This window comes from Porphyromonas sp. COT-052 OH4946 (assembly GCF_000765965.1).
Lineage (GTDB): Bacteria > Bacteroidota > Bacteroidia > Bacteroidales > Porphyromonadaceae > Porphyromonas > Porphyromonas gulae.
Genome location: NZ_JQZY01000014.1, coordinates 46557 through 65937 on the forward strand (window position 1 = coordinate 46557; position 19381 = coordinate 65937).

Consider the following 19381-nt stretch of genomic DNA (forward strand, 5'->3'; position numbering starts at 1 on the left):
GATGGATGCGCCTCGTATCAACAAGTGGCTCAAACCGCTTTCCGCCCTCTACGGGGTGGGCGTGAGGTTGCGCAACTATCTCTTCGACAAGAACGTCCTGATTTCGAACTCTTTCGACATCCCTATCGTCTGTGTAGGCAATATCACCATCGGCGGCACCGGTAAGACTCCCCACGTAGAATACCTGATTCGGCTCCTGCATCCACGCTATCGCATAGCGGTGGTTAGCCGCGGCTATAAGCGGAAAACCAAAGGGATGATCGTTGCAACCGAAGGATCGACTGCATGGGATATAGGAGACGAACCCCGTCAGATCAAACGAAAATATCCGGACCTGACCGTCATCGTAGATGCTGACCGGAGCAGAGCCATCGGCTATCTATGCGATCTGGCAGAAGAACAAAGGCCGCAGCTCATCATTCTGGACGATGGTTTCCAACACCGTAAGGTGAAAGCAGACCTGAACATAGTACTCACAGACTACAACCGTATTCTGACCAAAGACTATCTGCTTCCGGCCGGTCGTCTGAGAGAGCCTGCCGGCTCTATACAGCGAGCCGACATGGTAATCCTGACCAAATGCCCCGACGATCTTGCTCCCATAGATCTTCGAGCAGCCAAACGCGACTTGGCCTTATATCCGCATCAGAAGCTGTTTTTCTCCAAATTCCTGTACGGGCAGGGACTGAAGCCTTTGTTTTCCGATCAGCCTCCTTCGGCAGAAGTACACTCTGTGCTGGCTATCGCCGGAATAGCAAGTCCGAAACTGTTCTTCCGAGAGATCCGTACCCGATTCCCTTCCGGAATGGATCGCAGCTATCCGGATCATCATGAGTTCACCGCCAGAGAGATCGGTCTGCTCGTCGAAGATTGGCAGGAACTGTGCCGGAAAGATGCCGATGCCATAGTGGTATGTACCGAGAAAGATGCCATGCGACTGGCCCTACGGCGATCTTCTTTTCCGCAAGAGATGCAGGAAAGATTTTATTACCTGCCGGTAGAAGTAAAGCTGATGTTCGATCAGGAAAAAGTATTTGTCGATAGGCTGCTGGGAGTCATCCAACACAAAAAATAAGCGTAATGAAACGTACTGAAATATCTTCTCTGGGTGAGTTCGGACTCATCCGGCACCTCACCGATTGCGTCCGACTGAAAAACCCCGGCACCCTCAAAGGCATAGGGGACGATGCTGCCGTCATCTCATTCGATGAAGGCATGAAAGCACTTGTCACCACCGATATGCTCCTCGAAGGAATCCACTTCGACCTCACTTATACCCCTCTCAAACATTTGGGATACAAGAGTGCGGTAGTAAACTTCTCCGACATATATGCCATGAACGGCACACCGCGGCAGCTGACGGTCTCCATCGGCGTATCGGCACGGTTCTCGGTAGAGGATATAGAACAGATCTATCAGGGTATCCTCACGGCCTGCGATGTCTACGGCGTAGACCTCGTAGGAGGCGATACCTCGGCGTCGCTTACCGGATTGTGTCTGAGCCTGACCTGCATCGGGGAGGCACGAGAAGAGGAAATAGTGTATCGCAGCGGAGCCAAACCGACCGATCTGATCTGCGTGAGCGGAGACCTCGGCGCAGCCTATATGGGACTCCAGCTACTGGAGCGTGAGAAAGCGGTTTACCGGGGAGAGAAGGACTTTGCACCGGATTTCGCCGGTCATGAGTACATACTCGAAAGACAACTGAAACCGGAAGCGCGCAAAGACATCGTGGAGAAGCTACGCTCAGCCGGCATCAAACCGACAGCCATGATGGACATATCGGACGGGCTATCGTCCGAACTCCTCCATATAGCGCATGCCGGAAAGGTCGGCATCCGTATATATGACGACAAATTGCCCATCGACTACCAGACGGCAGCCATGGCGGAAGAGTTCAACATGAATCTCTCCACAGCCGCTCTGAACGGGGGTGAGGACTACGAATTGTTGTTTACCGTACCTCTCGCCCGTCTCGATGATATTCAGCGAATAGAGGGCATCCGCCTGATCGGCCATATTACGGAAGAGGCCGACGGTCACGTCCTCGTGGCACGAGACGGAACGGAGATTACCTTGGTGGCACAAGGATGGAATGCAGCAAAGGCTCTGAATGGGTAGTATCCGACTGCAAAACCTCACAGAAGGGGAAATAAAAGGACGTCTGCTCCGACTGGCTCTGCCCATCATGGGTACTTCTTTCGTGCAGATGGCCTATAGCTTTACCGATATGGCCTGGTTAGGCCGGTTGGGGAGCAAATCCGTAGCAGCCGTAGGTATTGTGGCGGTACTGACGTGGCTCTCCAGCTCCATATCGGCTATCAATAAGACCGGCAGTGAAGTGACGATAGGCCACAGCCTTGGCAAGGGTTCCATCGAGGAAGCACGGCGATACGCTTCGCACAACGTTTCGATGTCCCTGCTGATCTCCTCCGTCATCGCTCTTCTGTTTTTCCTTTTCCCACACCTTTTCCTCGGCATATATCATTTGGAGGACGATGTACACGCTTTGGCTCTTACCTACCTGCGCATAGTGGCATGCGGCCTGCCTTTCACCTTTGCAGCCACCGCATTCAGTGGCATCTACAACGGAGCCGGCCTCAGTTCTATACCCTTCAAGGTCAGTAGCACGGGGCTGGTACTCAATATGATTCTGGATCCGTTGCTGATATTCGGACTGGGATGGGGGACGATCGGAGCGGCCATAGCCACGCTGATCGCTCAGATATTCGTATTCGTTCTGTTCGTTTACAGGCTCAGATGGCAGGACAAGCTGTTGGATTGCTTCCCGTTCTTCGTCCGACCGGACAATATACATAGCGGTCGCATCTTGCGTATCGGTCTGCCTGTAGCTGCTCTCAACTCTCTCTTCGCCATCATCAATATGATGCTTGGCCGTCTGGCTTCGCAGCAAGGAGGACATATCGGAGTGGCAACGCTGACTACGGGCGGACAGCTGGAAGCCATCACTTGGAATACTTCGCAAGGATTCAGCACGGCACTAGCTACTTTCGTGGCTCATAATTACGCTGCCCGTCAGGGCAAACGTATATTTTCTGCCTATCGTTATACCCTACTCTACTGCTCCGTTTTCGGCATTCTCGGCACAGTGCTTTTCGTTTTCTTCGGTAATGAAGTCTTCCGGCTCGTAGTACCGGAAAAAGAAGCCTACCTGTCGGGAGGTATCTATCTGCGCATCAGTGGCTATTCCCAGCTACTGATGATGTTGGAAATAGCCACTCAAGGCCTGTTCTACGGGACGGCACGGACGGTTTTCCCTGCCGTTATCAGTATCGGGGGGAACCTCCTGCGGATTCCGCTGGCTTTGCTGCTTATCGGTATGGGCTTCGGACTAGAATCCGTATGGTGGGCAATCAGCCTCTCATCCATGCTCAAAGGTGTAGCCATCGTGTGTGGACTGCCCTATCTCAACAGACGCATCAAACGACATAGCCAACCCCTACCTGCTTCGCAATGAAATACATCGCATACACATTCGAACTCACATGCCGACCGAACGAACTGACTTTGGAGACGGCATACGACCTGCTTAGTGCCGAACTTGCCGAAATAGGATTCGAGAGTTTCGAGCAAAACGAGACTTGTCTTCGTGCCTATATCCCTGCCTCCACCGATATAGTATCCAACATTCCTGCACTATTGGAGCGGTTTCTGCTGCCGGATCTTCTGTGGCAATACTCATCCGAGATCCAGCCCGACATCAACTGGAACGAACAGTGGGAAAAGAACTTCTTCCGCCCCATTCGGATCGAAGACAAATGCCTCGTACGAGCACCTTTCCATCCGACCGATCCAGATATACCACTCGAGCTGATTATTTCTCCTCAAATGGCCTTTGGGACAGGGCACCATGAGACTACTTCGCTGATGATGAGCTATCTTCTCGATATGGATTTGCGTGGATTGAGAGTTCTGGACATGGGTTGCGGTACGGGGATCCTTGCCATCTTAGCTCGCAAGCTCGGAGCCTCTTCTGTCACAGCTATCGACATAGACGACTGGTGCATACGCAACACGGGCGAGAATGCAGCTCTCAATGGAATTCGGGATATTGATGTTCGTATAGGCGACGCATCTCTTCTTGCCGATTGTCCGATGTTCGATCTGATTATCGCAAACATCAATCGTAATATTCTGCTGAACGATATGTCCGCATACAGATCCCGACTCGGTAATGGTGGCACCCTGCTGTTAAGCGGTTTCTATACGGAGGATATACCGATCCTTACTGAATGCGCCGAAACGCTGGGTCTGACTCATTCGGAAACACGCTCACGTAACAACTGGGCTGCACTGCGGTTTACCGCTGGCTCCTAAAAGACAAAAGGGGCGAGAGCTTCGGGAAGCATAGGAAACTAAAAAGAAAGTGTCCCACACCTTGCAGTACGGGACACTTTCTTTTTGTGAGGTATAGGATATTCGATTTATCTGAAGAGTGTGCCGGCGGCGATCTCATCGGCTACCTGATCACCGCATAGGTAACGAACCACTTCTATGGCAAATGCAAAGACACAGGCAGGGCCTTTGCCTGTAATAACATGTCCGTCACGTGTGGCAGCCTCACCCGTATAATCGGCACCTTCGAGTTTGGATTCAAAGCCCGGATAGCAAGTAGCTTTTCTGCCACAGACAAAACCCAAACCACCGAATACCAGAGGAGCGGCACAGATAGCTGCCACAAGCTTTTGGGCGGCATAATGTTCGCTTAGAAGTCGGCGAAGAGGTTCGCAGCTATTCAGATTATCCGCTCCGGGGAATCCTCCCGGCAAAACCAAAGCATCCACTGCCGGCAAATCGGTCATCAGACGATCGGCCTTAACGGTGATCCCATTGGCTCCCTCTACATAGAGCGAATCCGTAATGGAAACAAATTCGGCGGCTACGCCTCCCCGACGAAGAATGTCGAGCGTGCCTACGGCTTCGGTCTCTTCGAAACCGGGAGCCAGAAATACTAATGCTGTCTTTTTCATATTCCTTATGTTTTTTACTTGATGTCGAAATGATAGGTGATCACTCCCTCCTGATCTCCGCCCCCTGCTATGGCATTGAAACGAGTAGTCTTGGCTGCCTCTATAGCCGCTCGCTGAGCGGCAGCATCCGTGATATTGGTACCGCGCAGACGGATGGAAGCATCGGTTACTCGTCCGGCATTGTTCACGACGATGTTTACCCGTACCGTTCCACGAATAGGTTTGCTGTAGCGAGGCTTTTCCGGATAGCCACCATTGCCCACGATAGTACGGCCGGTGAGCGAGTACGAAGAACCGCTACCTCCGGGATTGCCCTGATTGCCATTGGCCTGTGTGCCCGTACCTTGTGTATTGCCTTGCTCGGCACCTCTTCCGAATGCTCCGGCCACATTATTATTGATAGCCTTGCCTGCTTCGGCCTTGCGCTTACGCTCGGCTTCCGCAGCTGCCTCTGCCCGTTTGCGAGCCTCTTCAGCTTCACGCTTGCGTTTCATTTCAGCTTCTTGACGGGCCTTTTCGGCTTTGGCCAAGTGAGGAGCCGGCTCTACGTCCTGATGGAGGTCGGACTCGGCCGGTGCCTGTGGCTTTTTGACTGCGGGCTGTTTCTGCGTTGGAGTTTGTTCCGTCTGTACATCGGGATTGGATGCCGTTTCCTGTGGTGCCGGCTCGAAAGCTCCGGACGAAAGCTCCGTGATTCCGAAATTGACGAGTATCAGCTCTTCCGGTTCTTCGCGCGGAGCGGCACGAAGATGCAGCACGAACAAGAGGGCGATCAGTGCGACATGTGCCCCCACCGATACGGCTATGGCAACGGCATTGCGTTTGACTTTCTCTTGTTGCATGAATTTACTTTTTACTTTGGGCTTTGGTGGCCAGCACCACCTTCATCTTATTCTCCCCGGCCATACTCAGCACCTTCACGATCTCGCGATACGGGACATTCTCGTCGGCGTATATGGCTACGTACATTTCGGGATTGCGACTCTGCTCCTGAAGCAAGAGGGGAAGTATCTCCTCGAAAGCGACCTCATGCCCTTTGTCCTGACCGAAAGCGGCGAAATAGCGCATATCTTCTGAAATAGTGATCCGTGCCAAAGGAGCTTCGGGGGCAGGTTGTTTGTTGGCAGAGGGAAGAGATACGCGCAACGCATTGGGTACGATGAGCGTACTGGTCACCATGAAGAAGATGAGCAGCAGGAAAATCACGTCGGTCATAGAAGCCATGCTAAAGACTTCCGTGACCTTGGTTTTACGTTTCAGACTCATTTTTTGATGGGTTCGTTAAGGAGATCCATAAACTCAAGAGTCTTGGTTTCCATCTTGTTGACCACCTTATCCACCTGAGCTACGAGATAGTTGTAGGCGAAGAGCGTTACGATACCGACCACAAGGCCGCCTACAGTCGTTACCAAGGCTTCGTAAATACCACCCGACAGGAGCGCTACGTCCACCCCACCGTTGCCGGCATTGGCCATATCGAAGAAAGCACGCACCATACCCGTTACAGTACCCAAGAACCCGATCATGGGTGCTCCGGCTGCAATGGTGGCAATAATGGGCAGTCCTTTTTCCAGCTTACCGATTTCGATGTTTCCGGTATTCTCTACGGCTACCAGTATGTCGTTCATCGGTCGTCCCAGTCGGGTGATCCCCTTGGCTATCATACGGGCAGAAGGGGTAGCCCTGTCCTGACAAAGACGCATGGCCGATTCTATCTTACCCTCGTGGATATAGTCCTTGATCCGATCCATGAACGAATTGTCCTCCCTGCCGGCAGCCCTGATCTCCATCACCTTGCGAACGAATATGTAGATGGCCAAGAGCGAAAGGACTGCCAGTACGACCATGATCCAACCGCCTTTGAGAGCCAGATCCATAATGGACAGGGTAGCTTCTGCCGGTGCGGCAACGGGAGTATTGACAGTAGCGAGGGAGTCGATAGGAGTCCCTGCCGACTGAACGGGGATTTGCAGAAAAGGAATGCTTGGGATATTCATTGGATTATCAATGTGATTGTTACTGTTTCGATTTTTATTTATAACGCGAGTTGGTCTCGATATTGTCTGATGGTCTCCTCCAGTCCCAAATAGAGAGCATCGGCAATCAGTGCATGGCCGATGGAAACTTCGTCCAAATAGGGCAGTCGTTCGGCAAAGTAACGGAGGTTGTCCAGATTCAAGTCGTGTCCGGCATTGATACCGAGACCGAGCGAATGAGCGTGTGCCGAAGCCTTGACATAGGGCTGTACGGCAGCAGCCATGTCCTTATGATAGGTGGCTGCATACGGCTCGGTGTATAGCTCTATCCGGTCTGTGCCTGTCTTGGCAGCCCACGAGATATTGTCCAAGTCGGTATCGATGAATATGGAAGTCCTGATACCCCAGGTATGGAACTGCTCCACCAGACGACAGAGATGGTCGTAGTTCCGGGCTACATCCCATCCGGCATTAGAGGTCAGGACATCGGGGGCATCGGGTACCATGGTCACCTGCTGGGGACGGATTTCCTCGATCAGCCGGATGAAACGCTCGTCGGGATTGCCCTCTATGTTGAACTCTGTGGTCAGTGCCTTTTTCAGGTCGTACACATCCGACCGACGGATATGGCGTTCGTCGGGACGCGGATGGACGGTAATCCCCTGTGCGCCGAACCGCTCACAGTCGAGAGCCACTTGGAGGACATCGGGGACATTGCCTCCGCGTGCATTGCGGAGGGTAGCTATCTTATTTACATTTACGCTTAGCCTTGTCATTCTGATTATTACTAATTTTGCGAACCATGCAAATGTAACGTTTATTTGCTGATCCCTACGAGAAGAGAAAGAGACTCATGAAGAAAATAGCCATATTCGGCAGCCATCACAAAAGCGAACAGGGAGCTTCCATCAAGGCTTTGATCCTGAAGCTGGAAGAAGCCGGTACACCTCTTTACATAGAGCGCAAATTCCTCTCCTTTCTTGAGCAGGATCTGGACTTCCATCCGGCCATTTGCGGAGTGATAGACACCCTGCCCGAGCATATCGACTACGTGATCTGTATGGGCGGTGACGGTACATTCCTGCGCACGGCACATCAGATCGGCGTTTCGCAGATCCCTGTCTTGGGCGTGAATACCGGCCGACTGGGCTTCCTCACCGATGTCGATTGCCACGAAGCCTCGGAGCTGATCACACGCCTGCTGGATGGCGACTTCACCATCGAGACCCGTTCCCTGCTGGAAGTGACCGAAGGCAACGGCTCCTCTCCCTCCTACGCCCTGAACGAAGCAGCCATACTGAAACGCGAAACTGGCTCGATGATTCGGGTAAATGCCTACCTCAACGACGACTATCTGGCGGCTTACGATGCCGATGGTCTCGTGGTGGCCACGCCCTCCGGCTCCACGGCCTATTCTCTGAGCGGAAATGGCCCTATCATCATGCCTGCCTGTCGGAACTTCGTCCTTACGCCCATCGCTCCCCACTCGTTGAATATGCGTCCGCTGGTCGTTCCGGACGATACGGCGATCCGCCTCGAAGTGGACTCGCGCAGTCGGAATTACCTCTTGGTGCTCGACGGACGAACCAGAACGCTCCCTTGTGACACATCCATCCTGCTCAAACGTGCTCCTCACACGCTGCGAATGATCCGTCTGCGTCCGCACTCCTTCGCCGAGACCCTGAGGCGCAAGCTCATGTGGGGAACAGCCGTAAGATAAAGACACTGAGGACAGCGGACACGAGCCAACAGACACTTACCATAGACTACTCCCATAATGGAAGAAAATACAACCATGGTGCTGCGCACCGAAGATCTGGTCAAACGCTACCGAAACCGCACGGTCGTGAATCACGTGTCGATAGAGGTTCGGCAAGGAGAGATCGTAGGGCTGCTCGGGCCGAACGGAGCCGGCAAGACGACGACTTTCTACATGGCCACGGGGCTGGTCGTCCCCAACGAAGGACGGATATTCCTCAATGATCAGGACATCACCCAATACCCCGTCTACAAACGAGCACGCGCCGGCATCGGCTATCTGGCACAGGAGGCATCCATATTCCGCAAAATGTCCGTGGAGGACAACATCCTCTCCGTCCTCGAAATGGCCGGATTGCCCAAGACCTATCAGCACGAAAAGCTGGAGAGCCTGATAGCCGAATTTCACCTTGAGAAAGTACGCAAGAATCTTGGCGACCGCCTCTCCGGCGGCGAGCGGCGTCGTGCCGAGATAGCCCGCTGTCTGGCCATATCGCCTCGGTTCATCATGCTGGACGAACCCTTTGCCGGTGTCGATCCTATCGCCGTGCAGGACATTCAGGCCATCGTGGCCAAACTCAAGGACAAAAACATCGGCATCCTCATCACCGACCACAACGTCCACGAAACGCTCAGCATCACGGATCGCGCCTATCTCCTCTTCGAGGGCAAAGTGCTGTATCAGGGCACGGCCGAAGAGTTGGCTGCGAACGAAGTGGTGAGGGAAAAGTATCTAGGACGCGACTTCGAACTCCGCCGCAAACGATTCGACTGATTTCGCTGCACCTGCCGTCTGCCGGTACCTTATAGCTGTTTTTCGTCATTTCAGGCATGCTGTCCGCTTGTCCAATCAGTTTATTTGATTTCCTTTGCGTTCAGTGAAAGCAGTAATGCAGAGTGAATGGTTTAGCAGGAACCGGTAGATTTCTTTATTTCTTTGGTACGGATATGAAGATATGACACACAGATCGTTAACCGAATTCGGCAATTTCTCTTTTACCTTGTTTCATTAAAAAACCAAAGATGAGTATGAACATCTACGTAGGGAATCTGAACTATCGGGTTCGCGAAGAAGACCTCACAGGTCTGTTGCAACAGTATGGCGTCGTAACGAACGCAAGAGTAATCACAGACAGAGAGACCGGCCGCTCTCGCGGATTCGGCTTCGTCGAAATGGAAGACGAGAACGATGCACGCCGTGCCATCGAAGAGCTGTTCGATCAGGAATTTCAAGGTCGTAAGCTGATCGTCAAAGAAGCACTGGAACGTCCCGAACGTGCTCCTCGCCGTACTTTCCGTCACGAAGATCGCTATTGATCCTTCTCCCACTTCCGGCAAGCCGTATCACAACGCCGATACGGCTTTCTCTCCGAGAGGTCTCCCTCTATTATTCTGACGACACGAATTACAAGACAGGCCGCAGGCACACCATCATACGGTGTTCACCTGCGGCCTGTCTTGCATCTGCTTGCACCCTGACGGCCCCTGTCCCAAGCCATCCCAACCGCAACGAAACACACCTCGCACCGAACATTCCACCCCCCGAACTTGCCATCCGATACAGAGTAGATAGTATCCTCTATCAATGGACCATAGTATCCTCCCATGTGAGACCATAGTATCCTCTTGTATAAATCTACCTTTATTAGATCGAAACATAACACCTGATCAATGCACAGGAGGGAAAAAGAGAAAGACAGCCACCGGTATACGCAGCACAAAGCGACACAAGCATGGAAAAATCAGTCGCCACCATACAGCCTCCTACATCGGGGAGAATAGAAAAAGGGTGTATCGACAACTCCAATCCACCGAGACTTAAGCTCGAATTTGGGTTGTACGATACACCCTCTTATTGTCATAGAAGTGCGTTCGGGAAAGAACCCACCCCCGAAGCGTTCGAAAGGCTTACTCTTTTGTGATCAGTCGGCTGATTTTTCTATGCCCCTTATACTGCATATCCACAAGNGTTCGGGAAAGAACCCACCCCCGAAGCGTTCGAAAGGCTTACTCTTTTGTGATCAGTCGGCTGATTTTTCTATGCCCCTTATACTGCATATCCACAACGTAATTGCCTCGTACCAAATGAGAGACATCGATATTCAGCATCGAATTACCCGAATTAGCGGTCGCAATCATCTGCCGGCCATGCATATCGATAATGCGAACAGCTACTACATCCGCAGCATTCTCCAGCATGAGTACATCCGTGACAGGGTTCGGATAGACGCGAATACCCACTTGGTCTATCTCCTGTAGCCCCTGATAGTTCACGATCCTGACGTCGTCCATAGCCAATTGGTAGGTACCGTTTTTCACAAAAGCCACCTTGATGCTTTTTCCTTTCCATTGAGCCAAATCGAAGGNGTTCACGATCCTGACGTCGTCCATAGCCAATTGGTAGGTACCGTTTTTCACAAAAGCCACCTTGATGCTTTTTCCTTTCCATTGAGCCAAATCGAAGGTATATTCTTCCACATAGTGGAATGGGGAATTGAACTCGTTGGCCAACAGATAACCCTGCTCCCAAGCCTCTTTGGTATAGTCGTATATCATGATATAGAACCTATTCACATAGTTGGCTTCGGAGTGGTACCACAACCAGTATTTAATCAGAGTTGAGCCGCCGTTAGGCACCTTGAACTTCGGAGTCATCAGCCAGTCATGCTTGGGCTGCCACTGAAGCGTACCACCGATCCATGCGGCAGAATCACCTGAATGAACGAAGCCAAAACCGCCCTGCGGGTCCGTCAATGCCCACATTTCCCATGCTTCCAGACCGCTGGAAGGATAGGGTTGAGGCTTTTTCGTAATAGCACTTGAGACTCCTGTAGTCCAACCCTCATCAAAACCGGGTCCTTCGAAACTTGTAGAAATCAAGGCCTCCTGAGAAAATCCGATAAGATGGAAGCAGAAACTCAATATCAAAACAGCGAATATCCTTTTCATAATACTAATATCCAAAATTGTCTATTGATTCGACATTGTAAAATGAGACACTACTATATTAGATCGCAAATTTTCCCGTGAAGACATGATCTTTGCCGATCTCGACACGATACATATACGTACCTTTGGGATAGCGCCCCAAGAGCACCTGCTCCGATGGGGCGATGGTCTGACGGCAGATGAGCTTGCCGTCCATGCTGTACACAGCTATCTGAGCTTCAGCATATTCACCCGACAAGGTCAGAGTGGCTGTATTCTTGTCAAAGAGCACCTGATACTGCATATCGGAAACAAACTCTACAGCAGTATCTGTGGCAACTTTCCGCTTGAAGACACCACCATAATCGACATGGAATCCCGACAAGAAAACCTCATCTCCGATAAAGGCAAAATTGAGAGGTGTGATATAAAAATCCTGGAAACTGTTGGGGAAGTCTTCGTTGAAATCCACCCACGTTTTACCTTCGTCGAGGGTATAGAAAACACCGTTGGTCGTACTACCTACATACAATACATCCCCATTGGAAGCCATAGCTCGGGCATCGTTGGTAAGGATTTCTGCAGGAGCTGCAACCGGTTCCCAATTCTCGCCATCGGATGTCTTTAGGATAAAGAAGAGTCCGTTGGGCGCGCTGTGTCCCACATACAGATTACCCTTGTGAATAGCCGTGCAGGAAGGATAAAGAGTCTCCCTTATAAACACCCACTTAGTAGCGGCTTCGTCATACTTGAATATGCCTCTGACCGTAAAAGCATACAATACTTCCTTATAAGCCTTCATGGCATACACATAGCATGCTTCATCGAGAGCTACAAGAGCCGAAACATCCGTATTCTTCCACGTCTCGCCCATGTCATCCGAATAGGCTATACCGGCACCAAAACCCGAGGCAAAGAGTTTGCCCTTAAAGAACTCCAATCCATAGCAGTCCGTGATCTCCACACCCGAAGGGAAGACGGTACCGAAATTAGAAAGGCGCCAATTCTGACCGTTATCGTCCGAACGTGCAATAGAGCCTCCGAATCCACCTAAAAAGATAGTCTGCCCCACCTGACAGCTACTCGTATAAGCAACATCCGACAGCGCGAGAATCTCTGTATAGGTATCTCCCTTATCGGTAGATATGCGCACTCCCAGCGGAGGCACATAAGCACCTGCCAACAGATTGCCATTGGGTGTACTACAGACCAGCCAAGGCGTTTTCGACGGATACTGCGTTGGTTTCCACTGCGCATAAGAAGTCAGTTGCAAACCGAAGAGCAATGAACAAAATGCCCCAAGCCTCAAAAGGCTTTGCCATTGAGGGCGAAATTTGACTGTAAAATTTCCAATCATAATGGTTTTATGTTTTTAAAAAAGAGAAAATGATGTGCTTCGTTGATATTTTAATTGAAATACATGCCCAAAAGATCTTCACAAACCATAGATCTCAATTTTAGAGATATTATGGTAGGACAGCAAGTATTATCAATTACATTTTTGACCAGTCAAAGATAAGAATGTTTTCCGATTAAAATCTAACAAAATCTAATAATATAGAGGAAATATCTCGCAAAATGCACGATCCACTCCCATCTAACAAACAAAAACACCAATCACAAACAAATCGAGATGACAATATGACAAAATACAGGGCAGAGGTTTTCTCAACATGGCATTACTGATTCAACGCACATTAATCTTTGAGATTAAACCAATTATAACATTTATAAAAAAGATAAATACAAATAAAAATAACAACTACAGCCGGAAAATAAAATAAACGCATTTAGCACAACAATTAAAAACACCCACCTAAATGTCCGGCCATAGTCGATCTGAGTATGTAGAGAACTTTATCGGGCATCCACGACAGACAAAAATGAAAGACTACAAACTCATCATTAGGAAACATTTTCGATTCTCCGGGTATAAGCATTCTTGTTATATTTGTCACCGACGAGGAGCTGGAAGATAACTCCAAATACACTTTCCAATATCTTATCAGCCAAACACAAATAGATCAACATAAACAGCTAAATGACAACCAGACATGCACAGCACCTATTCGCGCATCCCATCCATATGCTATGAGAGCAGCTACAATAGATATCCTATTCAGACCATCTTACCCGCACCACATTAGAAAAGAGCGTATAGTCAATCATGTATAGGGGCGGGTTAGACCTCCGATAATCCCCCAAAAAGCAAAGGCACCCGCTGAGTTTGCAGTAAAACTCGGTGGGTGCCTTTGCTTTACCTTCCGACGAACGAGCCCCTTCAATGCTCCGATTTATATACAAATCACTTACGATCTATATATTTATCGAAAACGATTTGTATACAAATTTGAAACGTTTTATATATAAATCGTTTTCGATTTATATATAAAACATTACACCAACTCCCCAAAAGTAGATTCTCATCTGCAATCGTTCGTTTTCTTGTCTTTTTTGCTTCAATTTTCCCTCCATATCGGATGCTTATTTAGAATGATTCCAAACTCAGCTTCGTTGTTGAAAACTTTTTTGGCGCGTATTTCTGCTATGACGGAGAGGTTTTCAAGCTCTTTTTGTTGGACTTTTTTCCGGTGCATCCACCTCCTTAGATTTTGCTGCTACCGTTGTATAGGACAAACAAAAAAGTGTATCGCACAACTCCAATTCGACGAGACATAAGCTCGAATTTGGGTTGTACGATACACCCTCTTATTGTCATAGAAGTGTGTTCGGGAAAGAACCCACCCCCGAAGCGTTCGAAAGGCTTACTCTTTTGTGATCAGTCGGCTGATTTTTCTATGCCCCTTATACTGCATATCCACAACNGTTCACGATCCTGACGTCGTCCATAGCCAATTGGTAGGTACCGTTTTTCACAAAAGCCACCTTGATGCTTTTTCCTTTCCATTGAGCCAAATCGAAGGAGTATTCCTCCACATAGTGCAATGGGGAATTGAACTCGTTGGCTAACAGATAACCCTGCTCCCAAGCCTCTTTGGCATAGTCGTATATCATGATATAGAACCTATTCACATACGTAGCTTCGGAGTGATACCACAACCAGTATTTGATCAGGGTAGAACCGCCGTTAGGCACCTTGAACTTCGGAGTCATCAGCCAGTCGTGTATAGACGTCTGGTCGAGCGTGGCACCTATCCACGCAGCAGAATCACCGGAGTGCACATAGCCGAACCCACCCTGCGGATCTGTCAGATCCCACTGTTCCCAAGGTTCCAGACCGGTGGTAGGATAAGGCTGGGGGCTTGTCGTGATAGCATCGGAGACTCCCGTCGTCCAACCCGGATCAAACCCCGGCCCCTCAAAGCTTGTAGAAATAAGAGGATCTTGCGCCCCACCAATGAGATTAAAGCACAAACCTAATACCAAAAGAAATAACAACTTCCTCATAACATTTCGAATTAAATGACACATTTATTGTTTTACAATACTTCTCGACTTATATATCACACCACCCAAAGGTATTATCGCAAATTTAGCATAAAAGAGATAAGAAGTAGCAGGTACAAACACCCAAATGAATCGTAAAACCGATATGGATAGCCACAACGAGAGTTAAAGCCTCTTCATTTTAAGCATGAGAAGGTCACTATGCTTGCAAAGAATATGCAGCATTCTATCCAAGTCACCTCGGACAGTCCGCTATAGATATTATATATGTGGGGAAGAGGAAGTCAGAGTTAAAAAAGAAAAGGCCTTTTAACCTGTGCGCTTCATTCGCAGAATCAAAAGGCCTTCTTAAAAGCTAATACAACCAAAAGGACAATGGACTGTCTTTGGGATCTTGGCAACCTCAGGCTGGGAGTCTTATCTACAAATCAGTCTTTTTTCATCCCAAGAAATTGTTCCTGACGAGATGCTATCGGAGGTAGTCAATGAAAATCAGGGGGGATATCCCCCCTCCTACCACAAAAGCAGATAACTTCCGACGGGAGATAGTCTTATCTCCTGCGACCGATCAGGTTAAGAAACTCTTCGCGAGTGGTAGACTCCTCAAAAGCTCCTGTAAAGTCGCTGGTAGTGGTCAGAGAGTTCTGCTTCTCCACACCACGCATCTGCATGCACATATGCTGTGCTTCGATAACAACGATAACACCCAGAGGGTTTAGCGTATTCTGGATGCACTCCTTGATCTGGGTGGTCAGACGCTCCTGCACTTGCAAACGACGAGCAAAGACATCGACTACTCGGGGCAATTTGCTCAGTCCCGTTATATACCGATTGGGGATATAGCCCACATGGGCCTTACCAAAGAACGGCAACATGTGGTGCTCGCACATCGAAAAAAAATCGATGTCCTTGACGATGACCATTTGCTGATAATCTTCTTCGAACATGGCTGCACGAAGAATAGCTTCAGGATCCTCGTTATATCCTTTGGTCAAAAACTGCATGGCCTTCGCCACACGTAGCGGAGTTTTGAGTAGCCCCTCGCGCTTAGGGTCTTCGCCGAGCAACGACAGTACTTGGGCGTAATGCTGTTGCAAGCGGCTGCAAGCTTCTTCTTTTTCTATTTCTGTCATTTGTCAGTAACCTTGACGAATCTTATCTCGTACGATGTAAATCTCTCGTGCGTATGAAGGGAATGATTTTTTCAGTAGCTGTTTGGCTTCCTCTGCTTCTTCCCGAGAAGAGAAATCTCCTACAAGAAGACGCCAAAAGGGTGCACGGTAGGTCAGGTAGCAACGCATCTCAGGATGCAACTGTGCGATCTGTGCCGCCCGGTAATTTGCCTCCCGCTTAGAGGTAGCCACATTACCATTATATACCTGTACCCGATAGCCATGCACCAGACGAATATTGCTCTCGCCCTCGATCAGACCGGCTAAACGCCCGGACACCTTGCCCACAGCAGCTTTTACCGATGCAGGCTGGTAGATGATAATGGTGCCTTCGCCTTCGCGTTCTGCACTAAGAGCTTCAAAGATACTGATCGGAGCTTTGCTATGCGCCGATGTAGAAACCTGAGCTTCTGATGACGAATAGCAAATCAACGAAAGCAATAGGAGACTGAAAAAGAAAATCGGTTTCATCTCGTTTGTTTTTCCTTTTGAAATAAAACTCGCCCAAAAGGGTGTCAAAAACAATATGCAATCTTAGAATGCTTCTATGATAGGCAGGAACTTATCCACAGAGAGAGAAGCTCCTCCAATAAGGCCGCCATCTACATCCGGACGGCTAAAGAGCTCTTTGGCATTAGCAGCATTGCAGCTGCCTCCATAGAGAATGGAACAACCGTCAGCGACTTCTTTCCCATACTTGGCAGCGATGCTCTTGCGGATATGTGCATGCATCTCTTGAGCCTGGTCTGACGTAGCTGTCTTGCCCGTACCGATAGCCCATACAGGTTCGTAAGCAAGGATCAATTTGGCAAAGTCCGCCTGATCCAGTGCAAAGAGAGCTTCCTCTATCTGACGGGCTACTACCTCGAAGTGCTTGCCGGCTTCGCGCTCTTCCAGGACTTCACCGACACAGAAAATAGGAGTCAGATCGTTAGTCAAAGCCAACTTTACTTTCTCCATCAGGATTGCAGACGTTTCGTGGTAGTATGCACGGCGCTCGCTATGTCCTATGATCACATACCGAGCACCGGTACTGGCTACCATGGCCGCAGATACTTCTCCCGTATATGCACCCGATTCTTTATCGGCACAGTTCTCTGCTGCAACTGCGATACGTGTGGTATCAATAGCTGCTGCAATACTTGCCAAATGAATAAACGGGGTTCCGATAATCACGTCACAGTTGATCGTACGCCCTTTCAAAGCGGCGTCCAACTCCTTCGCCAATGCAACTCCCTCCTGAAGGGTTTTGTTCATTTTCCAATTGCCTGCTACGATGTTTTTTCTCATACTGATAATGGTTTTACAGGATTAGTATATGTCAAAATTTCAATACTTTGCTATTTTATTTCTGCTCGGCCCTACTGTTTTTCTGTTTCATTGCGGCGTGGTCCGATATTGAGAACGATCTTCCGGACAATTCCGAACAAAAGGAGGGCAACCCACAACACTAAAACGGATAAACGGCCCCAATAGGAAGGTTGATAAAGTTCCTCTCCTATATATCGATCGAAAAAAGCTTGGGCTTGTCCCACACCGGGGAAATTTGCATCGCTAATCTTACCCTTGATAATGCCATCCTGCAGGATAACCAAAGAGGGATTGCCCCGTGTAATGGTCTTAACGGTAACGGCATCAAGGAAAAGCATCGGGTAATCGGCTCCGGTATTGTATCGCCACGTAGAAATATCGTCCGAACCAGAAGCCGACACCCCATAGAAATCCCAACCATGTGCACGAGCATAATCATACATCTCGGCGATATTGTCCATTTTGTCGTCACTTGCTTTCTCCCAGTTAGGCGATAGAAGCAAGAGGGTTATGCCCTTTTTATTGACGATCTCGGAGGTCACGTCTTCGCCCCCACGAAGCAAAAGGAAATCGGTGACGGGAGGAGTATAACCCTTTTTTATCAGCTTCTCATGCCTATCTACGTATGTCCAACTATCGTCAGGCAAATGATTCATATCGAAATCCTGTCGCTTGCCATTCTTTTCGTAGACAAAGACGTATTCATATTCATCCTCCGGAGCACCGGCCGGTACTTGTGTAAGCTCACGTAGTGATTTGCCGACCTTGAAAGGTCTGAAATCTACCATTGGCAGATGGATCTGATTGGCGATGGTAAAGATTACGATACCAGCAACCGCCAAAATGGCTGGAAGCCAACGACCGTTGGCCGAATACAACGTTTGTATCCGGCGGGGTTTCTTGAGCAAAAAGGCGGCTGCTACAAAGAGAACCACATTTTTCAAAAAAGTGTGCCAATTAGTCAATAGGAATGCCTCTCCGAAGCATCCGCAATCAGCCACCGGATTGAATATGGCCAGATAGAGTGTAAGCGGAGTCATGACGGCCATGAAGATAAAAATGAATCGTGCCGCCATACGCCTGTATATACCCATCAAGAGAAATACACCCAGAATGAACTCGCTACAGCAGAGCAAAATACTGAGGGTAAGGGATAAGCCTTCGGATTTAGGCCAACTGAAAACAGTAAAGTACTCACCGATTTTAATCGCCCCACCCTGCGGATCGATAGCCTTCAATAAGCCTGAAACGATGAAGGTCAGACCTAATATGATTCGAGAAAGTTCAGCGAGGAAACGTTTCATCCGTTCAACTGTATCAATGCAAAGATGGCATAGTTGATCATATCCATGTAGTTGGCATCCACGCCCTCGGATATATATGTCTCACCGCCAAGATCTTCGATCTCTTTAGTACGGAATACCTTAGTCAGAATCAAATCGGCGAATGAAGACACACGCATCTGCCTCCACGCCTCTCCGTAGTCATGATTCTTGTCGAGCATCAGCGACATGGCCCCACGAATCTTGAGGTCGTACAGACGTAGAGCTTCCTCTGTCTCCATCTTAGGTGTGTCAGCTACTCCCAACTCCAATTGGATGAGGGCTATTACACCATAATTGACGACACCGATAAACTCAGGCTCCACTCCTTCATCCACCTTACTCAAACCTTTCATCTGAATATTTCGAATGCGGTTGGCCTTGATATAAAGCTGATCGGTCAGAGATGACGGACGCATCACCCGCCACGAAGCTCCATAGTCGTGCAGTTTTTTCTGAAAAACCTCACGACAAATACCGATCACATGCTCGAACTGCTCTGCTGTATTTGGCAT

The 19381-nt window shown here is 49.3% G+C and carries 21 protein-coding genes; 8 read left to right on the top strand and 13 right to left on the bottom strand.

Annotation, left to right across the window (positions count from 1 at the left end):
- The first annotated feature begins 1 nt into the window (after window position 1).
- Genes lpxK through prmA form a run of 4 tightly spaced genes read left to right on the top strand, consistent with a single transcriptional unit; the run spans window position 2 to window position 4338 of the window.
- On the top strand, window positions 2-1075 hold the full coding sequence (lpxK, locus tag HQ50_RS05205) for a tetraacyldisaccharide 4'-kinase (protein WP_039421836.1): 1074 nt from the start codon (window positions 2-4) through the stop codon (window positions 1073-1075).
- 5 nt (window positions 1076-1080) lie between these two features.
- Window positions 1081-2121 (top strand): thiamine-phosphate kinase, encoded by a 1041-nt coding sequence (gene thiL / locus HQ50_RS05210; RefSeq protein WP_018965038.1) that lies wholly within the window; start codon window positions 1081-1083, stop codon window positions 2119-2121.
- Window positions 2114-3478: an MATE family efflux transporter gene (locus tag HQ50_RS05215; RefSeq protein WP_039419758.1), complete on the top strand. Its 1365-nt coding sequence runs from the start codon at window positions 2114-2116 to the stop codon at window positions 3476-3478. Before thiL ends, HQ50_RS05215 begins: the two co-directional genes overlap by 8 nt.
- Window positions 3475-4338, top strand: coding sequence for a 50S ribosomal protein L11 methyltransferase (gene prmA / locus HQ50_RS05220; RefSeq protein ID WP_039428863.1), 864 nt, complete (start codon window positions 3475-3477; stop codon window positions 4336-4338). The genes HQ50_RS05215 and prmA overlap by 4 nt, the downstream gene beginning before the upstream one ends.
- 107 nt (window positions 4339-4445) lie before the next feature.
- On the opposite strand, the gene HQ50_RS05225 is transcribed toward prmA, so the two are convergent.
- The 5 genes from HQ50_RS05225 to pdxJ are packed head-to-tail and all read right to left on the bottom strand — an operon-like array spanning window position 4446 to window position 7743.
- Window positions 4446-4991 carry a DJ-1 family glyoxalase III gene (locus tag HQ50_RS05225; protein ID WP_039428865.1) on the bottom strand — a complete coding sequence of 182 codons (546 nt, stop codon included), beginning with the start codon at window positions 4989-4991 and terminating at the stop codon, window positions 4446-4448.
- 14 nt (window positions 4992-5005) lie between these two features.
- Complete coding sequence (locus HQ50_RS05230; RefSeq protein WP_018965042.1) at window positions 5006-5833, bottom strand: energy transducer TonB; 828 nt, start codon at window positions 5831-5833, stop codon at window positions 5006-5008.
- A gap of 4 nt (window positions 5834-5837) precedes the next feature.
- On the bottom strand, window positions 5838-6257 hold the full coding sequence (locus HQ50_RS05235) for a biopolymer transporter ExbD (RefSeq protein ID WP_010956094.1): 420 nt from the start codon (window positions 6255-6257) through the stop codon (window positions 5838-5840).
- Window positions 6254-6988 (bottom strand): MotA/TolQ/ExbB proton channel family protein, encoded by a 735-nt coding sequence (locus tag HQ50_RS05240; protein WP_018965043.1) that lies wholly within the window; start codon window positions 6986-6988, stop codon window positions 6254-6256. The genes HQ50_RS05235 and HQ50_RS05240 overlap by 4 nt, the downstream gene beginning before the upstream one ends.
- 38 nt (window positions 6989-7026) lie before the next feature.
- On the bottom strand, window positions 7027-7743 hold the full coding sequence (gene pdxJ / locus HQ50_RS05245; protein ID WP_039428868.1) for a pyridoxine 5'-phosphate synthase: 717 nt from the start codon (window positions 7741-7743) through the stop codon (window positions 7027-7029).
- Window positions 7744-7820: 77 nt separating this feature from the next.
- Between pdxJ and HQ50_RS05250 the strand changes: the two genes are divergently transcribed.
- From HQ50_RS05250 to HQ50_RS11265, 4 genes are all read left to right on the top strand, one after another.
- Window positions 7821-8687: an NAD kinase gene (locus tag HQ50_RS05250; protein WP_039428871.1), complete on the top strand. Its 867-nt coding sequence runs from the start codon at window positions 7821-7823 to the stop codon at window positions 8685-8687.
- 57 nt (window positions 8688-8744) lie between these two features.
- Window positions 8745-9500 carry an LPS export ABC transporter ATP-binding protein gene (gene lptB / locus HQ50_RS05255; protein WP_039428873.1) on the top strand — a complete coding sequence of 252 codons (756 nt, stop codon included), beginning with the start codon at window positions 8745-8747 and terminating at the stop codon, window positions 9498-9500.
- 248 nt (window positions 9501-9748) lie between these two features.
- Window positions 9749-10042 (top strand): RNA-binding protein, encoded by a 294-nt coding sequence (locus HQ50_RS05260; RefSeq protein ID WP_039419762.1) that lies wholly within the window; start codon window positions 9749-9751, stop codon window positions 10040-10042.
- A 416-nt stretch (window positions 10043-10458) separates the two neighbouring features.
- Window positions 10459-10647 carry a hypothetical protein gene (locus tag HQ50_RS11265; protein ID WP_152566879.1) on the top strand — a complete coding sequence of 63 codons (189 nt, stop codon included), beginning with the start codon at window positions 10459-10461 and terminating at the stop codon, window positions 10645-10647.
- A gap of 85 nt (window positions 10648-10732) precedes the next feature.
- Here the strand turns inward: HQ50_RS11265 and HQ50_RS05265 are convergent, their stop codons facing one another.
- From HQ50_RS05265 to HQ50_RS05300, 8 genes are all read right to left on the bottom strand, one after another.
- Window positions 10733-11674 (bottom strand): T9SS type A sorting domain-containing protein, encoded by a 942-nt coding sequence (locus HQ50_RS05265; protein ID WP_039428877.1) that lies wholly within the window; start codon window positions 11672-11674, stop codon window positions 10733-10735.
- A gap of 58 nt (window positions 11675-11732) precedes the next feature.
- Window positions 11733-13010, bottom strand: coding sequence for a T9SS type A sorting domain-containing protein (locus tag HQ50_RS05270; RefSeq protein WP_152566880.1), 1278 nt, complete (start codon window positions 13008-13010; stop codon window positions 11733-11735).
- Window positions 13011-14458: 1448 nt separating this feature from the next.
- Window positions 14459-15061: a choice-of-anchor J domain-containing protein gene (locus tag HQ50_RS05275; protein WP_235317936.1), complete on the bottom strand. Its 603-nt coding sequence runs from the start codon at window positions 15059-15061 to the stop codon at window positions 14459-14461.
- Between the two features lie 551 nt (window positions 15062-15612).
- Entirely contained in the window at window positions 15613-16194 is a 582-nt protein-coding gene (folE, locus tag HQ50_RS05280) for a GTP cyclohydrolase I FolE (RefSeq protein WP_004585175.1), read from the bottom strand.
- A 3-nt stretch (window positions 16195-16197) separates the two neighbouring features.
- A complete protein-coding gene (locus tag HQ50_RS05285) occupies window positions 16198-16704 on the bottom strand; it encodes an SPOR domain-containing protein (protein ID WP_018965052.1) in 507 nt (168 codons plus the stop codon).
- 63 nt (window positions 16705-16767) lie between these two features.
- On the bottom strand, window positions 16768-17523 hold the full coding sequence (gene tpiA, locus HQ50_RS05290; RefSeq protein WP_039428882.1) for a triose-phosphate isomerase: 756 nt from the start codon (window positions 17521-17523) through the stop codon (window positions 16768-16770).
- Window positions 17524-17594: 71 nt separating this feature from the next.
- On the bottom strand, window positions 17595-18848 hold the full coding sequence (locus HQ50_RS05295) for a BT_3928 family protein (RefSeq protein ID WP_039428886.1): 1254 nt from the start codon (window positions 18846-18848) through the stop codon (window positions 17595-17597).
- Window positions 18845-19381, bottom strand: a complete 537-nt coding sequence (locus HQ50_RS05300; protein WP_018965055.1) for a DUF1599 domain-containing protein — start codon at window positions 19379-19381, stop codon at window positions 18845-18847. Before HQ50_RS05300 ends, HQ50_RS05295 begins: the two co-directional genes overlap by 4 nt.

What these genes read in the sequence shown, in the direction of transcription:
- lpxK (WP_039421836.1), top strand. Translation starts at nt 2, where the DNA reads ATGGATGCGCCTCGTATCAACAAGTGGCTCAAACCGCTTTCCGCCCTC.
- thiL (WP_018965038.1), top strand. Translation starts at nt 1,081, where the DNA reads ATGAAACGTACTGAAATATCTTCTCTGGGTGAGTTCGGACTCATCCGG.
- HQ50_RS05215 (WP_039419758.1), top strand. Translation starts at nt 2,114, where the DNA reads ATGGGTAGTATCCGACTGCAAAACCTCACAGAAGGGGAAATAAAAGGA.
- prmA (WP_039428863.1), top strand. Translation starts at nt 3,475, where the DNA reads ATGAAATACATCGCATACACATTCGAACTCACATGCCGACCGAACGAA.
- HQ50_RS05225 (WP_039428865.1), bottom strand. Translation starts at nt 4,991, where the DNA reads ATGAAAAAGACAGCATTAGTATTTCTGGCTCCCGGTTTCGAAGAGACC.
- HQ50_RS05230 (WP_018965042.1), bottom strand. Translation starts at nt 5,833, where the DNA reads ATGCAACAAGAGAAAGTCAAACGCAATGCCGTTGCCATAGCCGTATCG.
- HQ50_RS05235 (WP_010956094.1), bottom strand. Translation starts at nt 6,257, where the DNA reads ATGAGTCTGAAACGTAAAACCAAGGTCACGGAAGTCTTTAGCATGGCT.
- HQ50_RS05240 (WP_018965043.1), bottom strand. Translation starts at nt 6,988, where the DNA reads ATGAATATCCCAAGCATTCCTTTTCTGCAAATCCCCGTTCAGTCGGCA.
- pdxJ (WP_039428868.1), bottom strand. Translation starts at nt 7,743, where the DNA reads ATGACAAGGCTAAGCGTAAATGTAAATAAGATAGCTACCCTCCGCAAT.
- HQ50_RS05250 (WP_039428871.1), top strand. Translation starts at nt 7,821, where the DNA reads ATGAAGAAAATAGCCATATTCGGCAGCCATCACAAAAGCGAACAGGGA.
- lptB (WP_039428873.1), top strand. Translation starts at nt 8,745, where the DNA reads ATGGAAGAAAATACAACCATGGTGCTGCGCACCGAAGATCTGGTCAAA.
- HQ50_RS05260 (WP_039419762.1), top strand. Translation starts at nt 9,749, where the DNA reads ATGAGTATGAACATCTACGTAGGGAATCTGAACTATCGGGTTCGCGAA.
- HQ50_RS11265 (WP_152566879.1), top strand. Translation starts at nt 10,459, where the DNA reads ATGGAAAAATCAGTCGCCACCATACAGCCTCCTACATCGGGGAGAATA.
- HQ50_RS05270 (WP_152566880.1), bottom strand. Translation starts at nt 13,010, where the DNA reads ATGATTGGAAATTTTACAGTCAAATTTCGCCCTCAATGGCAAAGCCTT.
- folE (WP_004585175.1), bottom strand. Translation starts at nt 16,194, where the DNA reads ATGACAGAAATAGAAAAAGAAGAAGCTTGCAGCCGCTTGCAACAGCAT.
- HQ50_RS05285 (WP_018965052.1), bottom strand. Translation starts at nt 16,704, where the DNA reads ATGAAACCGATTTTCTTTTTCAGTCTCCTATTGCTTTCGTTGATTTGC.
- tpiA (WP_039428882.1), bottom strand. Translation starts at nt 17,523, where the DNA reads ATGAGAAAAAACATCGTAGCAGGCAATTGGAAAATGAACAAAACCCTT.
- HQ50_RS05295 (WP_039428886.1), bottom strand. Translation starts at nt 18,848, where the DNA reads ATGAAACGTTTCCTCGCTGAACTTTCTCGAATCATATTAGGTCTGACC.
- HQ50_RS05300 (WP_018965055.1), bottom strand. Translation starts at nt 19,381, where the DNA reads ATGCCAAATACAGCAGAGCAGTTCGAGCATGTGATCGGTATTTGTCGT.